We start from the raw sequence: 18,420 nt of genomic DNA, 5'->3' as shown, positions 1-18,420 counted from the left end.
TTACGTTGTATAAATTTCTTAATAGTTCGTCAGAAAGAACCAGCGTTTCCTAAAGGTTCAGTACTGACTAGACAGGTTTGTCACCACTGCATTCTCAGCGTAGCTGATAGATCATGGCGTTGGTCTGAGCTGGCCCATTCCCCTTGATAACCCAGTTGGATTGATGTCAGTTCATTCATTTGCATATTCAAGCCGAGTCCTAATCTGGCACGGTTACGCTCAAGCGCGGGACCATCCACTTGAAAGTGTGCCAGTGAAGTACCGGCAAAGTCAGCTCGCATCTGTGATTCCTTATCCATAAACTCATGCAGCCACATGAGTTCTGCCATGGGTTCTAGATAGTAGCCGTGTTGGGTTGTTAAATGATGACTGATACGGGCACCCATTACAGAGCGTAATGATTGTTGTTGCTCACGACTAACGTTGAGATTGGCTGCATCGGCATTTTTCTCATCAAAACTGTTTCGACTGACATAGGCATATTCCAGTCCGGTGAGCGGGGTGAGACGAGTATTGTCGGTGATGTTAATCATTCGACCTGCTTCAATGGCGAGGTTGCTGGCCCAGGCCTGGTAATCTGCTTGAGCGGTCATAGTCGATGTACCAACGCTAATACGTCGTTTACTTTCAATATCATGATAGCCAAGACCGGCGATACCGCTGGCGTAATAATTATCGTTTAATAACCATCGACCATATAAAGCGGCCTGATAACTGTCTACATCAAGGCTTCCCTGGAAGACACTGGCATCGGTGCGGTTATAACCAAGAGCCAGTCCAATCGTTATGGTTTCTTCTACATAGATATCACGTCCTGCCGCGATACCCGCCGATGTGTAATGTGCACCACTGGCATTGCTGGTCTCATCAATATCAGCATAATTACCCGTGCCACGTAACCACCAGCCGTGATTCTGCTTTGGGTCTCCGAATAGCGTAGTTCCTGCATCGGTCATTACACCGGTGTCATTGTAGGCTAACTGTATTTGACCATTACTGGTCAGAGCGGGTGGGGCGTTGTGTAAGCGGCTGAGTAACACTCCTTGGAACTGATTCATTGACTGCAAGGCAATCAGATTACTGTGGGTGTGCTGCACACCGCTAAGTGAGTCAAAAGCTTGTCGGGCACCTTCGCTTGTTAGCGTGTTGAGGTTATTGATAATGTTACTCACACCGCTGCTGCCATTACTAACGAGAGTATCAATTGTAGTGCCGATAACCGTTTGATTTGGTGTATTTGCAACAGATGCATAATCAGAAGAATTACGGCTCAGGTTGAGAAAAACGTTGTTGGTATCGTAAGTCAGTGCTGGCGTCAGAAAGGCAAAATTTGAGCTGACACTATCAAACGTTGTGCCTCCTAATCCACCTGCTGCAGTGAGAATGGTGTAATCGGTACTGAGATTATAATTTCCGCTTTCAGGTCGCACTAACACCGTGCCGTTAGTGAGGGTGGCCATGGCGGTGGCATTAATCAAGTCGGCATTGCCTGCGGCGTCCACTTCCACCTCATAAACACCGCCACCAGAGAAATCAACACTACCGGACACGTTCATTGTGCCGATCGAGTTGCCAGGAGCGAGGGAGCCGCCATTGATTGTAATACTGCCAAGTGTGCCACTACCGCCCAGCGCACCACCTGCATTGACCGTTGTACCGGAGTTGGCAATGGATCCATTCACCACAAGCAGTCCATCATTGATGATGGTGGCGCCGGAGTATGTGTTATTGCCAGACAGGGTAAGCTTTCCGGTGCCTGTTTTAGTTAAATAACTAAAATCAATAATTGTGCCGCTAAAAACAGTGGACGTATTATCGCCACCAACGGTCAGTGTAAATCCACCCGACCCGGTATCCACATCAACAGTACCATTACCTGCTAACGAGCCAATTGTCAGATCAGATAATGCTTCAAGCATGGCACCAGTACCAACGGTCACCGCACTGTTGTTTCCCAGTTTTCCTCCGTTATAAACGACCAGCTTTCCGCTACTAATATTAGTGCTGCCGGTGTAAGTGTTATTACCACTTATATACGTCGTGCCGCTACCAACAAAATTGACATCGGTGGTTCCAGTTATTCTGATGGTATCGCCACCTGAAGTACTATCGTTGGTAAAAAAATAATTACTCTCATTATGGTTGAAGTTGAGTGTGGCTATGCCTGCTCCACCATTGACTGCCGCCGCATTGAGAATACCTGCCGCACCACCATTACCAATATTCAGTATGCCGCTGCCACCCTTAAATCGTCCTAATAAAACCGTCCGCGTGCCACTGTCGACATTGACCATCCCCTCATTAATGATATTAATTGTGCCGCTGCCTGACTCGCCAAGATATAATATTGCGCTGGTATTATTCCAGCTGGATCCAGTGCCATTCACGGTTACTGTTCCTATGCCGCCAGCTTGACGACCGACAGAGCCAAATGTGTTGCTGACTGAACCACCATTAAGAATATTAAGCGTGCCGTTTCCCGAGTTGCCTACGTTTATGCTGGCGTTAATGTTCGTCAATTTCGATCCAGTGCCATTCACTGTAACCGTACCGCTGCTGCCAGCATTGTCACCTATCGAAGTGCTCAAATAAGAGTCAGCATTGAGCACTTCACCGCCATTGGTAATAGTAAGACTGCCTTCACCAGAGGCGCCCACGTCTAAACTGGCACTTGGGCCAGCGAGCTGCCAGCTTGAGCCAATTCCATCCACAGTCACTGCTCCATCGCTGCCAGCGTTGCGGCCTATTTCATTACCATAAAAGCTCTCCAATTGGCCGCCGCCAAAAATATCCAGTGCTCCACTATTTACGTTGCCTATGTAGACATAACCCGCTACTGAGTCGGTTGTCTGTACCTGTGCGGTACCGCTATTATCAACATACGCAGACGCATCCTCATCTGGAACCATTGAACCGAAGCTATTAGACCAGTTGCTGGCATTTTCCCAGTCACCAGTGCCTGCGATCCAGTTAAAATCAATGGCCTCGGCCGTGCCTAAAACAGCAGTCGTCCCCATCAATGTTGCGACCAATGTGATCGCGGTTTTATGTAAGCCGCTGACCCTTTTGTTTGATAATGAAAGAACTTCAGATACACAAATAGAGCTAATGGAAGCTGATTGATTGATAAACCGATAGTGTCGATCCATGGCAGATTACCTGTGAGAGAACAAATCGGTTCACGTTACGCACTTGAGAGCAGATCGACTATCCGATTTTCGCAAACGCTGTCATCACCTTGTTAATATCGATAACGTCTAAGTTTTATCCAGGTTAGTGACGAAGTTGATATTTGCATATAGGGTATCCATTCTGAACTTTCGCAGTGATAAGGACGCGTATGCAAAAGATACTGACATGGTTAGGACGACGAGAAATCGCTTTTTGGATCGTGTTGTTGATGATATCTGGCTCAATGTGGTTGTTTATGGAAGTCGCTGATGAGGTGACAGAGGGCGAGACGCTCGCCATGGATGAAAAGATTCTGCTGTCATTGCGTAACCCCGATAATCCTGAAGATCTGCTTGGGCCTCCTTGGCTGGAGCAAGTCGGTAAGGACATCACGGCATTGGGTGGAAACACCGTTCTCACCTTGCTCAGTGTCTGGGTGATGATTTTTTTATTACTGATTCATAAACGTAAACTGGCCCTTGTGGTGCTGCTGGCTACCGGTGGTGCATTACTTGCCAGTTTTATGCTGAAAAGTGGTTTTGATCGTGCCCGACCTGATCTGGTCACGCATGCGACATTGGTATATACATCAAGCTTTCCCAGCGGACACTCTATGTTGTCGGCCAGTACTTACCTCACTCTCGGGGCTTTGCTTGCACAGTTCCAAACAAGTTGGCGAGTGAAGTTGCTGATCATATGTACCTCCGTGTTACTGACCTTGCTGGTGGGCATCAGCCGAGTCTATTTAGGTGTGCATTGGCCGACTGATGTGGTGGCCGGCTGGACGGTTGGCTCTGCGTGGGCATTGATGTGTTGGTATCTGTCACGTCAGTTTGTTCATGAAAAAATCGACAGTGAACCAGTGAGTCATCAGATTGATTAACTCAACTGGCTACCAGTTGCTGGCACGAATGGGCTATGCAGCAAGAGGCATTATTTATCTCACTATTGGAGCATTGGCATTTCTATCCGTGCTTGGTTTGGGGGATGAAGAAGCCAGCAGCAAAGGCGCTATTCTTAATTTAAAGCATCAGCCATTTGGTAAGGCATTATTAGTGATGCTTGTTGTCGGATTGCTGGGCTATGTTATTTGGCGTTTTACTCAAGGCATCAAAGATACGGATGAACACGGCCATTCGTGGAAGGGCATGATGATACGAACAGGGTTGATCGTCAGTGCAATCACTCACAGCATTCTTTGCTATTGGACGGTCACCTTACTGCTTACAGATAAAGATGATTCCTCAGGACAGTCTGCATCAACCAATCTAACCGAATATTTGGGATCAGAGATCACTGCATGGGTATTTGGTGTTGTTGGTGCGATTTTGGTCGGTGTAGGAATTGCCCACTTAATTAAAGGTTTTACAGCTCGGTTTGAGAAATACATGGCCATGCCAGACACACACTATGGCTGGATGACAAAAGTCTGCCAGTTTGGCTTAATTTCAAGAGGGGTGGTTTGGTGCATTATTGGCTGGATTATTCTGCGTTCAGCATTTATTTCTGGCACCAGTGAAAATAAAGGCATTGGTGATGCGCTTGACTGGCTACGCACAACGCTATTTGGTAGCTCACTCACCATGATAATCGCTATCGGTTTATTTGCCTTTGGTCTTTATAGTTTGCTTGAAGCCATATATCGTCGAATCGAGAATTAAGCGACTTAAATACAGGGAATAACGTTATGCAGCATGCCTTGATCCTGATTAATCCCCATAGCCGAAATGGCAGTGAAGAGGGTTTGGAAAAAGCCATACAACGCCTGGAGTCTGCTGGTATTGAAGTCTCTGCTAAGGAAACCGAAAGCGAGTCTCACTTGGTGAAGCTCGTTGAAAATTATGAACGTGACGATGGCGTGGTAGTGCTTGCTGGTGGTGATGGCACGATTAGTACGGCACTCGAAGCAATCTACAAGTATCAACGTACTATGGCAATTCTCCCGATGGGAACAGCCAATGACTTGGCGCGATCGCTGGGGGTGCCAGAAGATTTATCCGCAGCCGCACAAGTCATTATCGACGGAAAACGCGAGCGTATCAGTCTGGGCAAGGTGAATAATCACTTCTTTGTGAATGTCGCTCATATCGGGCTGGGTGTGGATGTGACGCGTGAACTCACCTCCGATAGCAAGAAATGGTTTGGTGTGTTTGCTTATTTAGGTGCTTTTTTCAAAGCAATCAAACAAAACAAAAGCTTTAAAGTGGATATCAAAACAGATGATTGGCAATGCTCAACACGGGTAATTCATCTTGCCGTGGGCAATGGTCGATATTACGGTGGGGGTAATATTGTTGATCAGCGTTCGACCTTATTAAACGGTCAACTTCACCTGTTTTTTATCAAGCCGAGACCCTGGTGGCGGTTGTTATTATTAGGGCCGAATTTACGTCTTGGGGCGGAGGATAATGAGCGCAATATCGTGCGTCAATCTGCCCAAAAATTCAGCATTCACACCTCGAAACCCAAAGAGCTGGAAGCCGATGGTGAGTCTAAAACCTCAACCCCTGCCAAATTTGAAATCATCCCTGATGCGATAGACGCACTTGTCGGGGACATACCTACCGATTCTGGAGCCGATTAATATGTCGATAATACGAACAGATGCTCAGGCTGATGCCCTGGAAATTCTCAAATTAATCATACAAACAGCTGACTTCTACCGTGCGATGGGTGAGCAATTATCAGCAGAAAATATCCAACACTCGCTGTTTACTATTGCCGATGAGCGTGAGACGTTTATCGAGTCATTTCAACACATCATTAAAGAACTGGGTGACATGCCATCGACACCGGATGCCGATAGAGAATGGATCGAAGAAATAGGCGGAAAATTAACCCAACTTTTTGCTGATAATCCTAAACGCGCCATTGAAAATAAATGCCTTGAAAAGGACGAGCTACTCGTCAACATTGTGAACACCACCACACTGGGCGAACACTCGACAGATATCAAGCAACGGCTAGATGCACTCAATCAACATTTGAAAAGTTCAAAAGTGCGTTTAGCTGGAGATTAGGGTAGAACGCTACAGTTTGATATTAAAACTGAATCCGAAGATGACAATATGCCGGCACTAATTTTCACCATAAACTAAAACAGTAGGCCTCATAATTCTCTAAATAAAAAATGACTTCCATTAATAATCAACGTGTTACACTTTTCTGAAATCAATTATAAGGCCGCCTCTTTAATATTTATTATGAGGCCAGTGGCCTCATAAAACAGACTGTTATAAGCCAAATCAGAAATAGGAATCAACCAATGATTACAACTGAAAACTATATGGAAATAGAATCGCGTTTGAACTCGGAACTGAAGGCGCAAAGTGGTTACGAGGACTGGATGTATTTTTCTATCAAGCCAATAGAAGGTGCCCAGGATAAATTTACTGTAGGTTATCTAGTGCCCACGAGCCACGGGGTTTCCACAGATAAAGATTTGGCGGGATGTATGGCAATCTATAATCCGGTACTTCAAAAAGTGCTGTCATAGGCAGGCGAATATGGCTTATAACAAGTTGCTGTTGTCGCAGCGCTAAAGGCGCGTTGCTGGGACGCCTTCGCTGTCGCTCCGGCGCCCCAAAGCAAGGCGTTATGCACCAACTGGAACAATATGATCGAAGATATTCGCAATAGTAAAAACTTGAAGGTTTATCTTGAGCAGCTTGAGGAGGTGAAAGCTCGCCTGTCATTTGTTGCAGCATATTCAAATGAAGAGCGCGATAGATTTGTTATTGAATCTCATGCACTCCAAATTAGGAAACTTATAGAATTAATTGCTTTCTCTCTGGTTGCAATCCATCGGGTTAAATACAAGGAATACAGAGAGAAAGCTGGGAAAGATTTTAAGAACGACTGGAATGGTAGAGATATCATTACAAATATAATGTCTCTAAATCCTGACATGTTCTTTAAGGCATCTGAAAAAGGTTTTAATTTACAGAATGATGGAACGAAGCAGATTCAACTCAAGCCAGAAAAAGACTGTTATACACTGAAACGGTTAGCAAAACTTCATAGTCGCTGCGGCGGCATTCTCCATGTTGAGAACCCGTGGAAACAATCGAGTAAAGTTGAGCAGTTCCACAATGAGTTACCTTCCATCATTAGGAAGCTTTGCAATACTCTCCAAGATCATGTGGTTTTAGTGAATCATTGGGATAACAACGAATCTACCGCCTTACTTTTCACTTTAGGTGGCGAGGACGAAACACCAACATATGCACTTTCGCAGGCACAAGGTAACTTTGCCTCTGAAAGTGCATAACAAACAAAGGCAGCGGATAAACCGCTGCTTTGGGCGTTATGAATAAAGAAATATCAACTGAAAAAGACAGGGATCAAGGGGGCAGCCAACTTGAACCGTTGCTCCCATGATCTTACTTGGACCATCGTTTCAGCGCTTAACTGCATTACAGCCCCCAAGCACGACGTTAAAGCACTATCATAGAGACTATCCGCTCCAGCATAGCCAAACCTTTAGGTCATGATTGGAGAGAACTATGAAAAAGTGCTAGATACATTTCGAACTTAATTAGGAAATTGTATGTTTAAGAAAATAATAGCTATCCTTTTCTTACTTGCCCAATCAGTGACATCATTCGCGGCAGATAATCCATTGAGCGTACACGTTCTGAACATGCAAAACGGACTACCTGGGGTAGGCATTGAGGTCAACCTAGAGTATTACGACAATGGAAACTGGGTTTCATTAAACGCTGGAACCACTAATCAACAGGGACGAATTACCGCTCTATATCCTTCAGAAGGAACAATTAAAGAAGGTGTTTATAAGGTAACCTTTAAGACTGGTGACTGGATGAATGGCCAGAACGTAAAAACCTTTTTCCCTGAAATTCCCGTTATCTTCAAAGTTGATGGGACGCTTTCGCACTATCACATACCTTTATTGCTAAGTCCGTTTGGCTACTCGACCTATAGAGGCAATTAGCCTCGTCGTTAATAAGTCAAAGCATCCGGATGTGACATAGCGGTTCCGGTGTTTGGAGGACTAGGTAGAGCAGGAAAAGCAAGTGGGCTACTAACTTGATAATTGATTCTTACACGTTATTAGTCAGGCTGGCTGCTCTCTTGATTTGTTCTGAACTAAACCACTAAACCTGCTCTGTAAAGCAAGCTCCTCCAGAAGCTAGCATGTCGAATAAAAAGTATTTGTTAACTAAATATGCTGAGAATGTTTTAAATCACGTTTTGCTATCTATTACTCTTCATTCTGGATAGCTAGGGGTATAAGATGAACTCACCCAATCAAAAAATGCTGGGGGAGTGAAACGTGAAGAGTAAAAATAGCGTTCCTAATAGAAAATCCGTTTAGGCCTTCAGATGTGCCAGAGCAGATCTGACCAGCCAGTTTACGTTGAAAGCGTTTTAGAACAGAAAGTCAAAATGCTTTTTTCTGGCAGCATTTTCTCTATCACTATCAATGCCACGGTTGGCTTGATACTGATTATTGTTCAACTTCCTGTGATTCCCGTTTCAACCTCATTAAGTTGGTATGCGGTATTGCTGATGGTTCTGATCTCACGATGCGTTTTGTTGGTTTACTGGCAGAGAGATGAGGACAAAACAGAGCGTAATCAGGCTCGCTGGATACAGTATTTTCGTTTCAGTATTTTAGTCACCGGCAGCATTTGGGGTGTAGGTGGCGTGATCCTAATGCCGCTGGATAGCATGGCTTATCAGACATTCTTATCATTCACCATTGGCGGATTGTCTTCGGGCGGTATGGCTTCACTCTCAGTTGATCGAAGGTCGGTGGTGGCTTTTGTTCTTCCGACGATGATCCCTCATATTTTGCTGCTTATTCAGGAAGGTGAACCCATCACATATGGCATGAGCGCCATGCTGTTATTGTTTTTGTTTTTTGTCTTTCTGGTGGCAAGAAAGTCAGGCGAAACGTTTCTGGAAAATGCCAGGTTACGCATCAAAGCATTAGAGAGCGAATCACGCTTGAGAATGATGTTGGACTTCAGCCCGATTGCCGCATCTATAATCGATATCCGAACTCAAGAAGTGGTGTTTGCCAATAAAAGTTATGCCGCTTTAATTGACAAGAAACATCAGGAAGCTTTAGGTCTCAAGCTTCGACGTTATTACGCGAATAAAGTCGAATATGATGAGACGGTGAAGTTAATTGAGCGTGGGCAGCAGATTAACAATCAGTTAGTTGAGCTCAATGTCACTGAGAGTCAACAAACTACAAAATGGGTTCTCGCTTCCTATCTTCAAATTGAATATCACAGCAAGCAAATGATCTTGGGCTGGTTTTACGATATTACTGATAGAAAAGTCATGGAAGAACATGCGCAGCATCTCGCTCATCATGATGCTTTGACTGGATTACCAAATCGAATCTTGTTTAGAGAACGACTGCACTTGGCGATGACGATGGCTGAACGCGATAAATACGCTTTAGCGTTAATGTTTATCGATTTGGATGAGTTCAAACCTATCAACGATAGCTACGGACACGATGTCGGTGATGCGGTTTTGATTGAGTGCGCCGAACGAATCCGTTCATGTCTGCGTAAGCCTGATTCAGTCGCCAGACTTGGCGGTGATGAGTTTGTCGTTTTGCTGCATAAAGTCACTGATGAGCAGGCCGCCTTGCAAGTCGGCGAGAAAGTACTGGAAGCGTTGCAAGGCCCTATGACATTTGAGGAGTTAACCGTCAGTGTCGGTGCCAGCATTGGTGTTGCACTTTATCCACTGCACAGCACGGAAGAGGATGGGCTGTTAAATTGTGCTGATTTTGCTATGTACGATGCGAAAAGACATGGCCGAAACAGGGTCAGGCTGTTTCAAAATGAGTATAAATAAGTCGTTTTGATGAGCGAATGAGGTTAGATTCCGCCGGATAGAATCAATTGGCAGACTTTTTGTCATGGATTATTTAAGTCTTACAACAATTTCCACTCAAACCGGTAACTAACAGGCATAATTTGCAGAATAATGTCATTGATCTCTATAGGATTCTGCTTTGTTAAGTTATCGTCATTCATATCATGCGGGTAATTTCGCGGATGTGTTAAAACATATCGTGCTGATTGAGTTGCTTCAGCACATGGTGAAAAAAGAGAAAGCCTTTAGTTATATCGATACCCATTCAGGGGCGGGGCTATATCACCTGCGTTCAGACCATGCAGAAAAACTTCAGGAATATCAGAAAGGTATTGCTAAGGTGTTTCATCTGGACTGGCCAGAGTTGGCGGCGTATCAGACGGCAGTCAAGACGGTGAATGATGGCAATGACCTGACGTTTTACCCTGGCTCACCCATGTTGGCGATGCAATATTTACGTGCACAGGATCAGGCATGGTGCTTTGAGTTGCATTCGGAAGACAGTGTGTTCCTGACCAATAATCTGCGCCAATATAAGCAGGCTCGTGTTCGGCGAGAAGATGGCTTGAAAGGTTTGCTGAGTTTATTACCGCCGGACTCACGTCGGGCACTGGTGTTGATTGACCCGTCTTATGAGATCAAATCGGATTACGATGAGGTATTTCATTCCGTCGAGAAAGCCCACAAAAAGTTTGCTACGGGCACGTATGCAATCTGGTATCCGGTGGTCGACAGGGCACGTATTAATCGACTGGATAAACAGTTGATTAATAGTGGCATTACTCATATACAACGCTATGAACTAGGGTTGGATGCGGATGCTTCCACACGTGGTATGACGTCATCGGGCATGTATGTCATCAATCCACCCTGGCAATTGATGGAGACCATGACGGCATTACTGCCCAAACTAGTGAAAGTCTTGGGTGAAAATGCAGGTGCATTTTATCGGGCTGATACGTTGGTGGCGCAGTAAGGTAGCTACTTCGCTGACAACTGCTATGGATCAAATAGGATCGGCTTTCAAAAGTCTGAGTGTTTGGCTCATTTTTCTATAAGACAAACTCTGACTATGCTATTGCTATGCAGTCTTAATCGCGTTTTTGTTCTATCGTTAAGTACTTGCATAATCAATGAGTTGCCGGTGGATGATTTTCACTTTTATTACTAAAACCTTCAAAAAAAGACATCATAAACTTGCCTTAGCCACTGATTTTGATTGAAAAAAATAAGATGGAATGATTTAGAATTTTCTTCTTTGCTCTCAATGAAGGAGCCTGTGATGAAGCTGGATATCGCGACTTATGCGGAGTTAATGGCACGTTATAACCAATGGATTAACCAGTCTGTTTATCTGGCAGCCAGTCAATTAAACGATGAGGATCGCAAGGCAGACTGTGGACTGTTTTTCAAATCCATTCATGGCACCTTAAACCATCTATTGTTGTGCGATCGGATGTGGCTAGACCGATTTAAAGGTCAGATTCCTTCAGCTGATCTGAAGGCATTGGATCAGGAACTTTACAGTGAGTTCACGGAGCTAAAAAAAGCGCGTGATGAATTAGATCTGGAGATACTTGATTGGGCAGCTTCACTCGATGAGACAGTTCTGCCAGAACGCTTGGTCTATACCAGTCTGGCAGCTGCTGCCGAAAAGAATGTCGATTTCACTCAAGCGATTATTCATTTTTTTAACCATCAAACCCATCATCGGGGACAAATCACCACAGCACTGAACCAGACTGGTGTCGATGTCGGGGTGACAGATTTATTATTTATGCCCGAGCTCAGCGTATGAATTTAACCGCGTTTTTACTGTTTGCGATTGCGTCCACCATCACGCCGGGTCCGAATAACATCATGATTCTAAACTCGGTGCTGCACTACGGGGTTAAACGTACCCTGCCGTTTTATTTGGGGGTGTGTTTTGGCTTTCCATTGATGTTGCTGGCCATCGGTATGGGCTTGAACACGCTGTTTAAGCAATACCCGGTGTTGCATCTGATTTTAAAAGTTGTTGGCATTGTCTATTTACTCTATCTGGCCTGGTTGATCGCCACCCAAAAACCGTCTTCGACCACCGGTATTCAACAAAAACCGATGTCTGTGTTGGGGGGAATGATTTTCCAATGGTTAAACCCCAAAGCCTGGATTATTGCCATTGGTGCCGTGACGACTTATTCCTCGCTGGATTCAGGATGGGGAAATATTGTGTTGATGGCCGTTATGTTTTTAGTGGTTACAGCGATTTGTCTTTCGTTGTGGTTATATCTTGGCCATGCTTCACGTTCTTTTATTCATTCGAATAAAGCGATGCGACTGATTAATCTGAGTATGGGAATGTTATTGGCTATTTCTGTGATGCCAGTGATTATCGATGTGCTAACGCTCAACCACTAACTAGGTATATTGAGCTGATGTACTCATGATTCACATTTTTGATAATGAAAAGTAGATAAGAACAGATCAGCGTTTCTCTGAGTCTTAAACAAGCCTTTGTCCAAATGACCCGTCTCACGGTCTTTTATACAGTTGTATGGCATGTCGAACATGCCAAAAACAACGATAAAAGGACAAAGAAATGAAGCTGAAAATACTTTCTATTGCTTTGCTATCAGCCACGCCAGCATTGGTGGCTGCTGACGAACTTCAACAAATGCAGGAAAACCCTAATAACTGGGTTATGCCTGCGGGTCATTACAATAATCAACGTTACTCTGAGCTGACACAGATTAATAAAGATAATGTGAAAGATTTAGGCATGGCCTGGTCATTTTCGACCGGTGTTTTACGTGGACACGAAGGAAATGCCTTAGTTATTGATGGCACGATGTACCTACATACGCCATTTCCAAACATTGTTTATGCGCTGGATCTAAATAATGATGGCGCCATTAAATGGAAATATGAACCCAAGCAAAATTACGATGAAACTGTACCCGTCATGTGTTGCGACACAGTCAATCGTGGCTTGTCTTATGCTGATGGCAAAATTTTTCTTAATCAGGCAGATACCACGTTAGTCGCGTTGAATGCTGAAGACGGAAAAGTGGTGTGGTCAGATAAGCGTGATGACCCAAGAAAAGGTGCCACCAGTACTGCAGCGGCTCATGTTTTTAAAGATAAAGTGATTGTCGGTATTTCCGGTGGTGAGTTTGGGGTGCGAGGTTATGTTCAGGCCTATGATCTGGATGGCAATGTGAAATACAAGGCTTATAGCACTGGACCGGATGAAGATATGCTGATTGATCCTGATAAAACCACGTCAATGTTAAAACCAGTAGGAAAAAATTCATCGTTAAATAGCTGGCAGGGTGATCAGTGGAAAATTGGTGGTGGAACGACTTGGGGTTGGTATTCTTACGATCCCGACCTGGATACCTTCTACTACGTGACGGCGAATCCATCTACCTGGAACCCGGTTCAACGTCCAGGTGATAACAAATGGACCATGTCAATTTTCGGCCGTGATCTTGATACGGGCATGGCAAAATGGGTTTATCAGATGACACCGTTTGATGAATGGGATTATGACGGTATCAATGAAAATATTTTGGTGGATCAAAAAGTCAAAGGCAAACAAAGAAAAACGCTAGTGCATTTTGACCGTAATGGTTTTGCCTACACGATGGACCGGGCAAATGGTGAATTGTTAGTGGCAGAAAAATATGACCCTACAGTGAACTGGTCAAACGGGGTCAATTTAAAAACAGGTCTGCATGATCGGGTGGCGAAATATTCAACCGCGAAGAATGGGCCGGATGTCACCACCAGCGGTATTTGCCCTGCAGCGCAGGGTTCAAAAGATATGCAACCTGCGGCTTATTCACCACGGACGGGACTTTTCTACGTGCCGACAAATCATATTTGTATGGATTATGAGCCATTTGAGGTGGAATACGTTGCTGGTCAGCCTTATGTCGGGGCAACGCTAAGTATGTATCCGGCCCCAGGTGGCACCAATATGGGCAACTTTATTGCCTGGGATGCCCGTGAAGGTAAAATCGTCTGGTCTAATCCTGAACGTTTTTCAGTCTGGTCAGGTGCCTTAGCGACGGCTACGGATGTTGTTTTTTATGGCACGCTTGAAGGCTATTTAAAAGCGGTAGATGCCCAGTCAGGTCGCGAGCTTTGGCGCTTTAAAACCGCCTCAGGCATTATTGGTAATGTGAACACCTACAAACATGATGGTAAGCAATATATTTCTATTTTGTCTGGTGTCGGTGGCTGGGCTGGTATCGGTATGGCTATTCCATCACTTGAAAATGATGCCGATGGTTTAGGTGCCGTTGGGGCTTATAGAGCTTTATCCAACTGGACAAACCTGGGTGGTGTGTTGAGTGTGTTTAGCTTATAAGCATTTATATTCTCACAGTAAATGACCTCGACCCGGCATGGTTTTCATGCCGGGTTTTTATATTCTTGTTTCAGTTGATTTCTGATTAATGTGCAGAAATGTTCGACACTTTTTTTACGCAGTCGATCTTTGACGGTAAACAGACCAATTTGTCGCTCTTTGGGGGCGGGGCTTAAGTCGTATACACGACGTTTAGCAGAGGTATTCAGCCGCGAAAAAGCCTCCGGTAAAATACTGAATGCCATGCCGTTTTCAACCAGATCCAGGATAAAGGAAATGGTATTTACTTCCGTTATTTTGCTGGTAAATATCTGGTGATCTTCGAAAAACTGATCAACCACGCTTCGGGTTTCAAATCCTTCTGGTAACAACACGGCTTTAAGTGGATGTGGCTGGCCTTGCATGATGGCGGGGGCGAAGTGGGCCGACTCATGATTGATGATCAGTTTCCATGCCTCAGAAAATAAAGACTCAAAAAGCAGATCATGGTGGTATTTTTTATCAAGAATAAAACCGATGCCAACATCAATATCGCCAGTCAATAAACGCTGCTCAATTTGCCGATTAGATAGCTCTTCTATGTGCAGAGCGATACCCGGATGCAGCCGGTCAAACTCTAAGACAATTTCCCGACAATACAAAGCATTAATCGATTGTAAAACGCCTATACGTAAACTGCCTGTCTGACCTGATTCAATATCACTCACTGCTTCTTTCAGTAAGTCGACCTCATTCAGAATTTTATTGGCCACGTCCAACACTTTTGCACCGGATTCCGAGAGTTTGACGTGACGACCAACCCGATGAAATAAAGCAGTGTTGAGTTCCTCTTCCAGTTGTTTCATTTGATTAGATAAAGCCGGTTGGGTGATATGCAGTTTTTCAGCAGCCTGATGAAAGTGCTGTAGTTCAGCAACGACCTTAAAGTAGCGTAAATGTCTGAGTTCCATATCGTATCAATTGATTCATAAAAGTTATCAATAACATAAATATTTAAACTTATACATGCAACTTTTGTTCTGAGAGAATTGCTCACACATCAGGGAATTATTCTGAAATCACTCAGACAGTTTTGGTGTAAAAAGGGTAAAAATGATGAATGCGAGACTAGAACAACAGCCAATGGTGGCTGTTAATGACGAGTTGAGTTCATTTCACCAGTCTCTGGCGAGAGAGCTGCATGATGAGCTTGGGCAAGAGTTAATTTTAATCAAATTATTTTCTGAACGGATCTTACGATCATCTCAACTGGGTGCAGCACAGGAATACGCTCAGCAGATACTTTGCACGCTGGATAAAACGCATCAGCAGGTGAGGGGATTATTACAAAATATAAAATCACCCGTTCCGGAGGATGTCGACTTCAGACAACAAGTGAATGAATTGGTGGCACAGTGGCAAGCATCAAGTCAGCTAGAGGTGTCATTCAGGCTCGAAGGCGATGTGGATGCCATGCCTCGTGACCACGCCCACAGCATTTATCGACTGCTACAGGAAGGACTCACCAATGTGGCTCGTCATGCTCAGGCTACAGCTGTCACCATTACGGTGTGTTATGCCCCTGACCTTATTCAGTTCGCACTTTCTGATAATGGTCGGGGTATGTCATCAGCCTCGGGGCAACGTATTGGATTAGGGCTGACGGGTATGCGTGATCGGGTGCTGGCGCTGGGCGGTCAATTTGAAATAAACCAGCATGCCGGAACACATATCAATGCACTTTTTCCATTAGTGAACTGACACAGATGAACATCTTGATAGCCGATGATCATCCCGCCATCAGAAGCGGACTGGAAGCGATGCTTAAAGACATGAACTGGCAGGTGTCTGCCTGTGTAAGTAGCGGTGAGTTGGCGTATGAGCATTACTGTCAGCAAAAAGCCGATGTGGTGGTATTGGATTTATCCATGCCAGGTATGGGCGGCATTGAGACTGCGAGACGAATTAAAGCACGTGATACTGATGCGCGCATCATCATTTATTCCATGCATTCAGCCGTGATGTATGCCAAGCAGGCTTTAATGGCTGGTGCATTATCTTTTGTACTGAAGTCGACGGCGATTGATGATTTATTTCATGCGATTAAACAGGTGGCTCAAGGACGCAGCTATTTGAGTCATGAGGTGGCTCAGAAAATGGCGATGTGCAATGTCATGGGTGACAGCCCGATAGATAAGCTCAGTACCCGTGAATTTGAAGTGTTATGTCTGTTGGCCAATGGCAAGGGAGTCGGTGATATCGCCGACATATTAAGTATCAGTAAAAAAACAGTGGCGACCTACCAGACTCAGTTGAAACGCAAGCTGGAATTGAAGAGCACAGCAGACTTAGTGAAGTTAGCTATTGAACATGAACTTATTGACTAGGAGCAGAGATGAAAACAGCGATTGCACTCAGACATCTTGCTTTTGAGGATGCCGGGATATTGGGCAGTGTGCTTATGGAGCGAGGCATAACATTGTTTTATGTTGATGTCGCAACAGCCGATCTCAGTCAGCTCGACAATGCGAAGATCGATTTACTGCTGATATTGGGTGGACCGATCAGCGTTAATGATGGGGCCCTGTTTCCATTTATTGCCTCAGAGCTGGCGTTGGTACAACAGCGTCTTGAGCTGGGTCTGCCCACACTCGGCCTATGTTTAGGCGCACAGCTGATCGCAAAAGCCTTGGGAGCAAACATATACCCTGGCAAGCAAGCTGAAATTGGCTGGTATCCCTTACGTCTTAGCTCATCTGCACAGCACTCTCCCGTTAAGCATCTTTCATCGGCGATGACCACGATGTTTCATTGGCATGGCGAAACCTTTGATTTGCCTGCTGGGGCGACCTTACTTGCCTCATCTGACAGATATGAAAACCAGATATTTTCATGGGGAGAAAAGGTGATGGCAGTGCAATGTCACCCTGAAGTTTTCACTGCCTCATTAGAGCATTGGTTTGTGGGGCATATCTGTGAGCTTTCCAAGTCAGGCATCTCTGTTATGGCATTACGGGAGGCGAGCACACAATACGGACCAAAGTTGGAACAACAAACCCGCTTATTCTTTACAGACTGGCTCGAGAGCATTGGATTATGAAATTGTTATTACCGATAGTCACGGTGGATGCCGTCCTGATAGGCAAATCAGCACCATTAGGCCCTAATGGTGAGCCGAGTGCGATGAACAAAGACCTTATTCAGGACCGTGTGTATTTGGGAACGGAAGGTTTGTTGGGAGATGAACAAGCTGACAGGCGTCATCACGGCGGCGTGGAGAAAGCGCTGCATCATTTTCCCGCGGAGCATTATTCCACACTGCAAAAGCACCTGAAAAAGTATACCGATGGCGCGTTTAGTGTGGGTCGATTTGGTGAGAATATCAGTACCACAGGCTTAATCGAGTCGGATGTCTGTATTGGTGATATTTTCCAGTTGGGTGAAGCCATTATTCAGGTGTCACAAGGCCGGCAGCCATGTTGGAAACTCAATGCACGTTACGACTATCCAGAGATGGCAAAACAGGTACAAAGCCTGAAAACGATCGGTTGGTATTATCGTGTTATTACCCCTGGTTACCTTCAGGCCGGCGATTCATTGGTGCTACTGCAACGGCCTTACCCCGATTGGTCTATTGCCAGATTATTAAGCTATTTGTTTGAAGATACTTTGAACCTGACGGCGTTAAAAGCCATGGTCGATATTCCTTATCTGGCGCAAACATGGCGTGATATGGCTCAAAAGCGTATTGATTCCGGACAGGTTGAATCATGGCAGCATCGTTTAACAACTCCGGATAAACAATCATGAAGTCGCGTTACCATATCAACATCCAAAAACAGCACAAACTTTGGTGTCAGATGAATATTGACAGCACATGGGCAGAAGATGTGCTGGCGGATCTGGTGGTTCGCTATCCGAAAACGGAAGGGTTTTCTATTGAAATATATCAGGCTTATGAGTCTCGCCGCATTCTCGAAACCAGCCACAGTGGCTTGAAAACCCTGGCCGTAGAATACGAAATGACGGCGGTAGAGAGGGAATAACAC

19 protein-coding genes are annotated in these 18,420 nt (G+C 44.9%); 17 read left to right on the top strand and 2 right to left on the bottom strand.

The features are described 5' to 3' along the window. Positions 1 to 80: 80 nt before the first annotated feature. Positions 81 to 3,149 (bottom strand): autotransporter outer membrane beta-barrel domain-containing protein, encoded by a 3,069-nt coding sequence (locus MAMP_RS00940; protein WP_007144086.1) that lies wholly within the window; start codon positions 3,147 to 3,149, stop codon positions 81 to 83. A 191-nt stretch (positions 3,150 to 3,340) separates the two neighbouring features. Here MAMP_RS00940 and MAMP_RS16590 point away from each other — a divergent pair, with 191 nt between their 5' ends. The 12 genes from MAMP_RS16590 to MAMP_RS00880 all read left to right on the top strand — a co-directional run bounded on the left by MAMP_RS16590 (position 3,341) and on the right by MAMP_RS00880 (position 14,392). After that, positions 3,341 to 4,054 (top strand): phosphatase PAP2 family protein, encoded by a 714-nt coding sequence (locus MAMP_RS16590; protein ID WP_007144085.1) that lies wholly within the window; start codon positions 3,341 to 3,343, stop codon positions 4,052 to 4,054. Next, a complete protein-coding gene (locus MAMP_RS00930; protein WP_139031817.1) occupies positions 4,047 to 4,832 on the top strand; it encodes a DUF1206 domain-containing protein in 786 nt (261 codons plus the stop codon). The genes MAMP_RS16590 and MAMP_RS00930 overlap by 8 nt, the downstream gene beginning before the upstream one ends. 26 nt (positions 4,833 to 4,858) lie before the next feature. Beyond that, positions 4,859 to 5,755, top strand: coding sequence for a lipid kinase (locus MAMP_RS00925; RefSeq protein WP_007144083.1), 897 nt, complete (start codon positions 4,859 to 4,861; stop codon positions 5,753 to 5,755). Position 5,756: 1 nt separating this feature from the next. Continuing rightward, the gene (locus MAMP_RS00920) at positions 5,757 to 6,191 is read left to right on the top strand and encodes a hypothetical protein (protein ID WP_007144082.1); all 435 of its coding nucleotides are present in this window, start codon (positions 5,757 to 5,759) and stop codon (positions 6,189 to 6,191) included. 245 nt (positions 6,192 to 6,436) lie between these two features. After that, positions 6,437 to 6,667, top strand: coding sequence for a hypothetical protein (locus MAMP_RS00915; protein WP_040576111.1), 231 nt, complete (start codon positions 6,437 to 6,439; stop codon positions 6,665 to 6,667). 120 nt (positions 6,668 to 6,787) lie between these two features. After that, entirely contained in the window at positions 6,788 to 7,441 is a 654-nt protein-coding gene (locus MAMP_RS00910; RefSeq protein WP_007144081.1) for a hypothetical protein, read from the top strand. A gap of 279 nt (positions 7,442 to 7,720) precedes the next feature. Next, positions 7,721 to 8,125, top strand: a complete 405-nt coding sequence (gene uraH / locus MAMP_RS00905; RefSeq protein WP_007144080.1) for a hydroxyisourate hydrolase — start codon at positions 7,721 to 7,723, stop codon at positions 8,123 to 8,125. Between the two features lie 392 nt (positions 8,126 to 8,517). Next, positions 8,518 to 10,014: a sensor domain-containing diguanylate cyclase gene (locus MAMP_RS00900; RefSeq protein ID WP_040576110.1), complete on the top strand. Its 1,497-nt coding sequence runs from the start codon at positions 8,518 to 8,520 to the stop codon at positions 10,012 to 10,014. Between the two features lie 160 nt (positions 10,015 to 10,174). Next, on the top strand, positions 10,175 to 11,011 hold the full coding sequence (locus tag MAMP_RS00895) for a 23S rRNA (adenine(2030)-N(6))-methyltransferase RlmJ (protein ID WP_007144078.1): 837 nt from the start codon (positions 10,175 to 10,177) through the stop codon (positions 11,009 to 11,011). Positions 11,012 to 11,317: 306 nt separating this feature from the next. Next, positions 11,318 to 11,833 carry a DinB family protein gene (locus tag MAMP_RS00890; protein WP_007144077.1) on the top strand — a complete coding sequence of 172 codons (516 nt, stop codon included), beginning with the start codon at positions 11,318 to 11,320 and terminating at the stop codon, positions 11,831 to 11,833. Further along, positions 11,830 to 12,435: a LysE family translocator gene (locus tag MAMP_RS00885; protein ID WP_007144076.1), complete on the top strand. Its 606-nt coding sequence runs from the start codon at positions 11,830 to 11,832 to the stop codon at positions 12,433 to 12,435. Before MAMP_RS00890 ends, MAMP_RS00885 begins: the two co-directional genes overlap by 4 nt. Before the next feature lie 181 nt (positions 12,436 to 12,616). After that, positions 12,617 to 14,392, top strand: coding sequence for a methanol/ethanol family PQQ-dependent dehydrogenase (locus MAMP_RS00880; RefSeq protein ID WP_007144075.1), 1,776 nt, complete (start codon positions 12,617 to 12,619; stop codon positions 14,390 to 14,392). Between the two features lie 44 nt (positions 14,393 to 14,436). On the opposite strand, the gene MAMP_RS00875 is transcribed toward MAMP_RS00880, so the two are convergent. Then, on the bottom strand, positions 14,437 to 15,342 hold the full coding sequence (locus MAMP_RS00875) for a LysR family transcriptional regulator (RefSeq protein ID WP_007144074.1): 906 nt from the start codon (positions 15,340 to 15,342) through the stop codon (positions 14,437 to 14,439). Between the two features lie 145 nt (positions 15,343 to 15,487). Between MAMP_RS00875 and MAMP_RS00870 the strand changes: the two genes are divergently transcribed. The 5 genes from MAMP_RS00870 to MAMP_RS00850 are packed head-to-tail and all read left to right on the top strand — an operon-like array spanning position 15,488 to position 18,417. Beyond that, the gene (locus MAMP_RS00870) at positions 15,488 to 16,132 is read left to right on the top strand and encodes a sensor histidine kinase (protein ID WP_007144073.1); all 645 of its coding nucleotides are present in this window, start codon (positions 15,488 to 15,490) and stop codon (positions 16,130 to 16,132) included. A gap of 5 nt (positions 16,133 to 16,137) precedes the next feature. Then, complete coding sequence (locus MAMP_RS00865; protein WP_007144072.1) at positions 16,138 to 16,758, top strand: response regulator; 621 nt, start codon at positions 16,138 to 16,140, stop codon at positions 16,756 to 16,758. 8 nt (positions 16,759 to 16,766) lie between these two features. Next, on the top strand, positions 16,767 to 17,471 hold the full coding sequence (locus tag MAMP_RS00860; RefSeq protein ID WP_007144071.1) for a glutamine amidotransferase: 705 nt from the start codon (positions 16,767 to 16,769) through the stop codon (positions 17,469 to 17,471). Further along, the gene (locus tag MAMP_RS00855; protein ID WP_007144070.1) at positions 17,468 to 18,181 is read left to right on the top strand and encodes an MOSC domain-containing protein; all 714 of its coding nucleotides are present in this window, start codon (positions 17,468 to 17,470) and stop codon (positions 18,179 to 18,181) included. Before MAMP_RS00860 ends, MAMP_RS00855 begins: the two co-directional genes overlap by 4 nt. Continuing rightward, positions 18,178 to 18,417, top strand: a complete 240-nt coding sequence (locus MAMP_RS00850) for a hypothetical protein (RefSeq protein ID WP_040576107.1) — start codon at positions 18,178 to 18,180, stop codon at positions 18,415 to 18,417. The genes MAMP_RS00855 and MAMP_RS00850 overlap by 4 nt, the downstream gene beginning before the upstream one ends. Positions 18,418 to 18,420 lie beyond the last annotated feature (3 nt).

It is taken from the genome of Methylophaga thalassica MP, from assembly GCF_000214595.1.
Lineage (GTDB): Bacteria > Pseudomonadota > Gammaproteobacteria > Nitrosococcales > Methylophagaceae > Methylophaga > Methylophaga thalassica.
The sequence above is the reverse complement of the archived record's forward strand: the minus strand, read 5'-3'. Positions and strand labels throughout refer to the sequence as shown.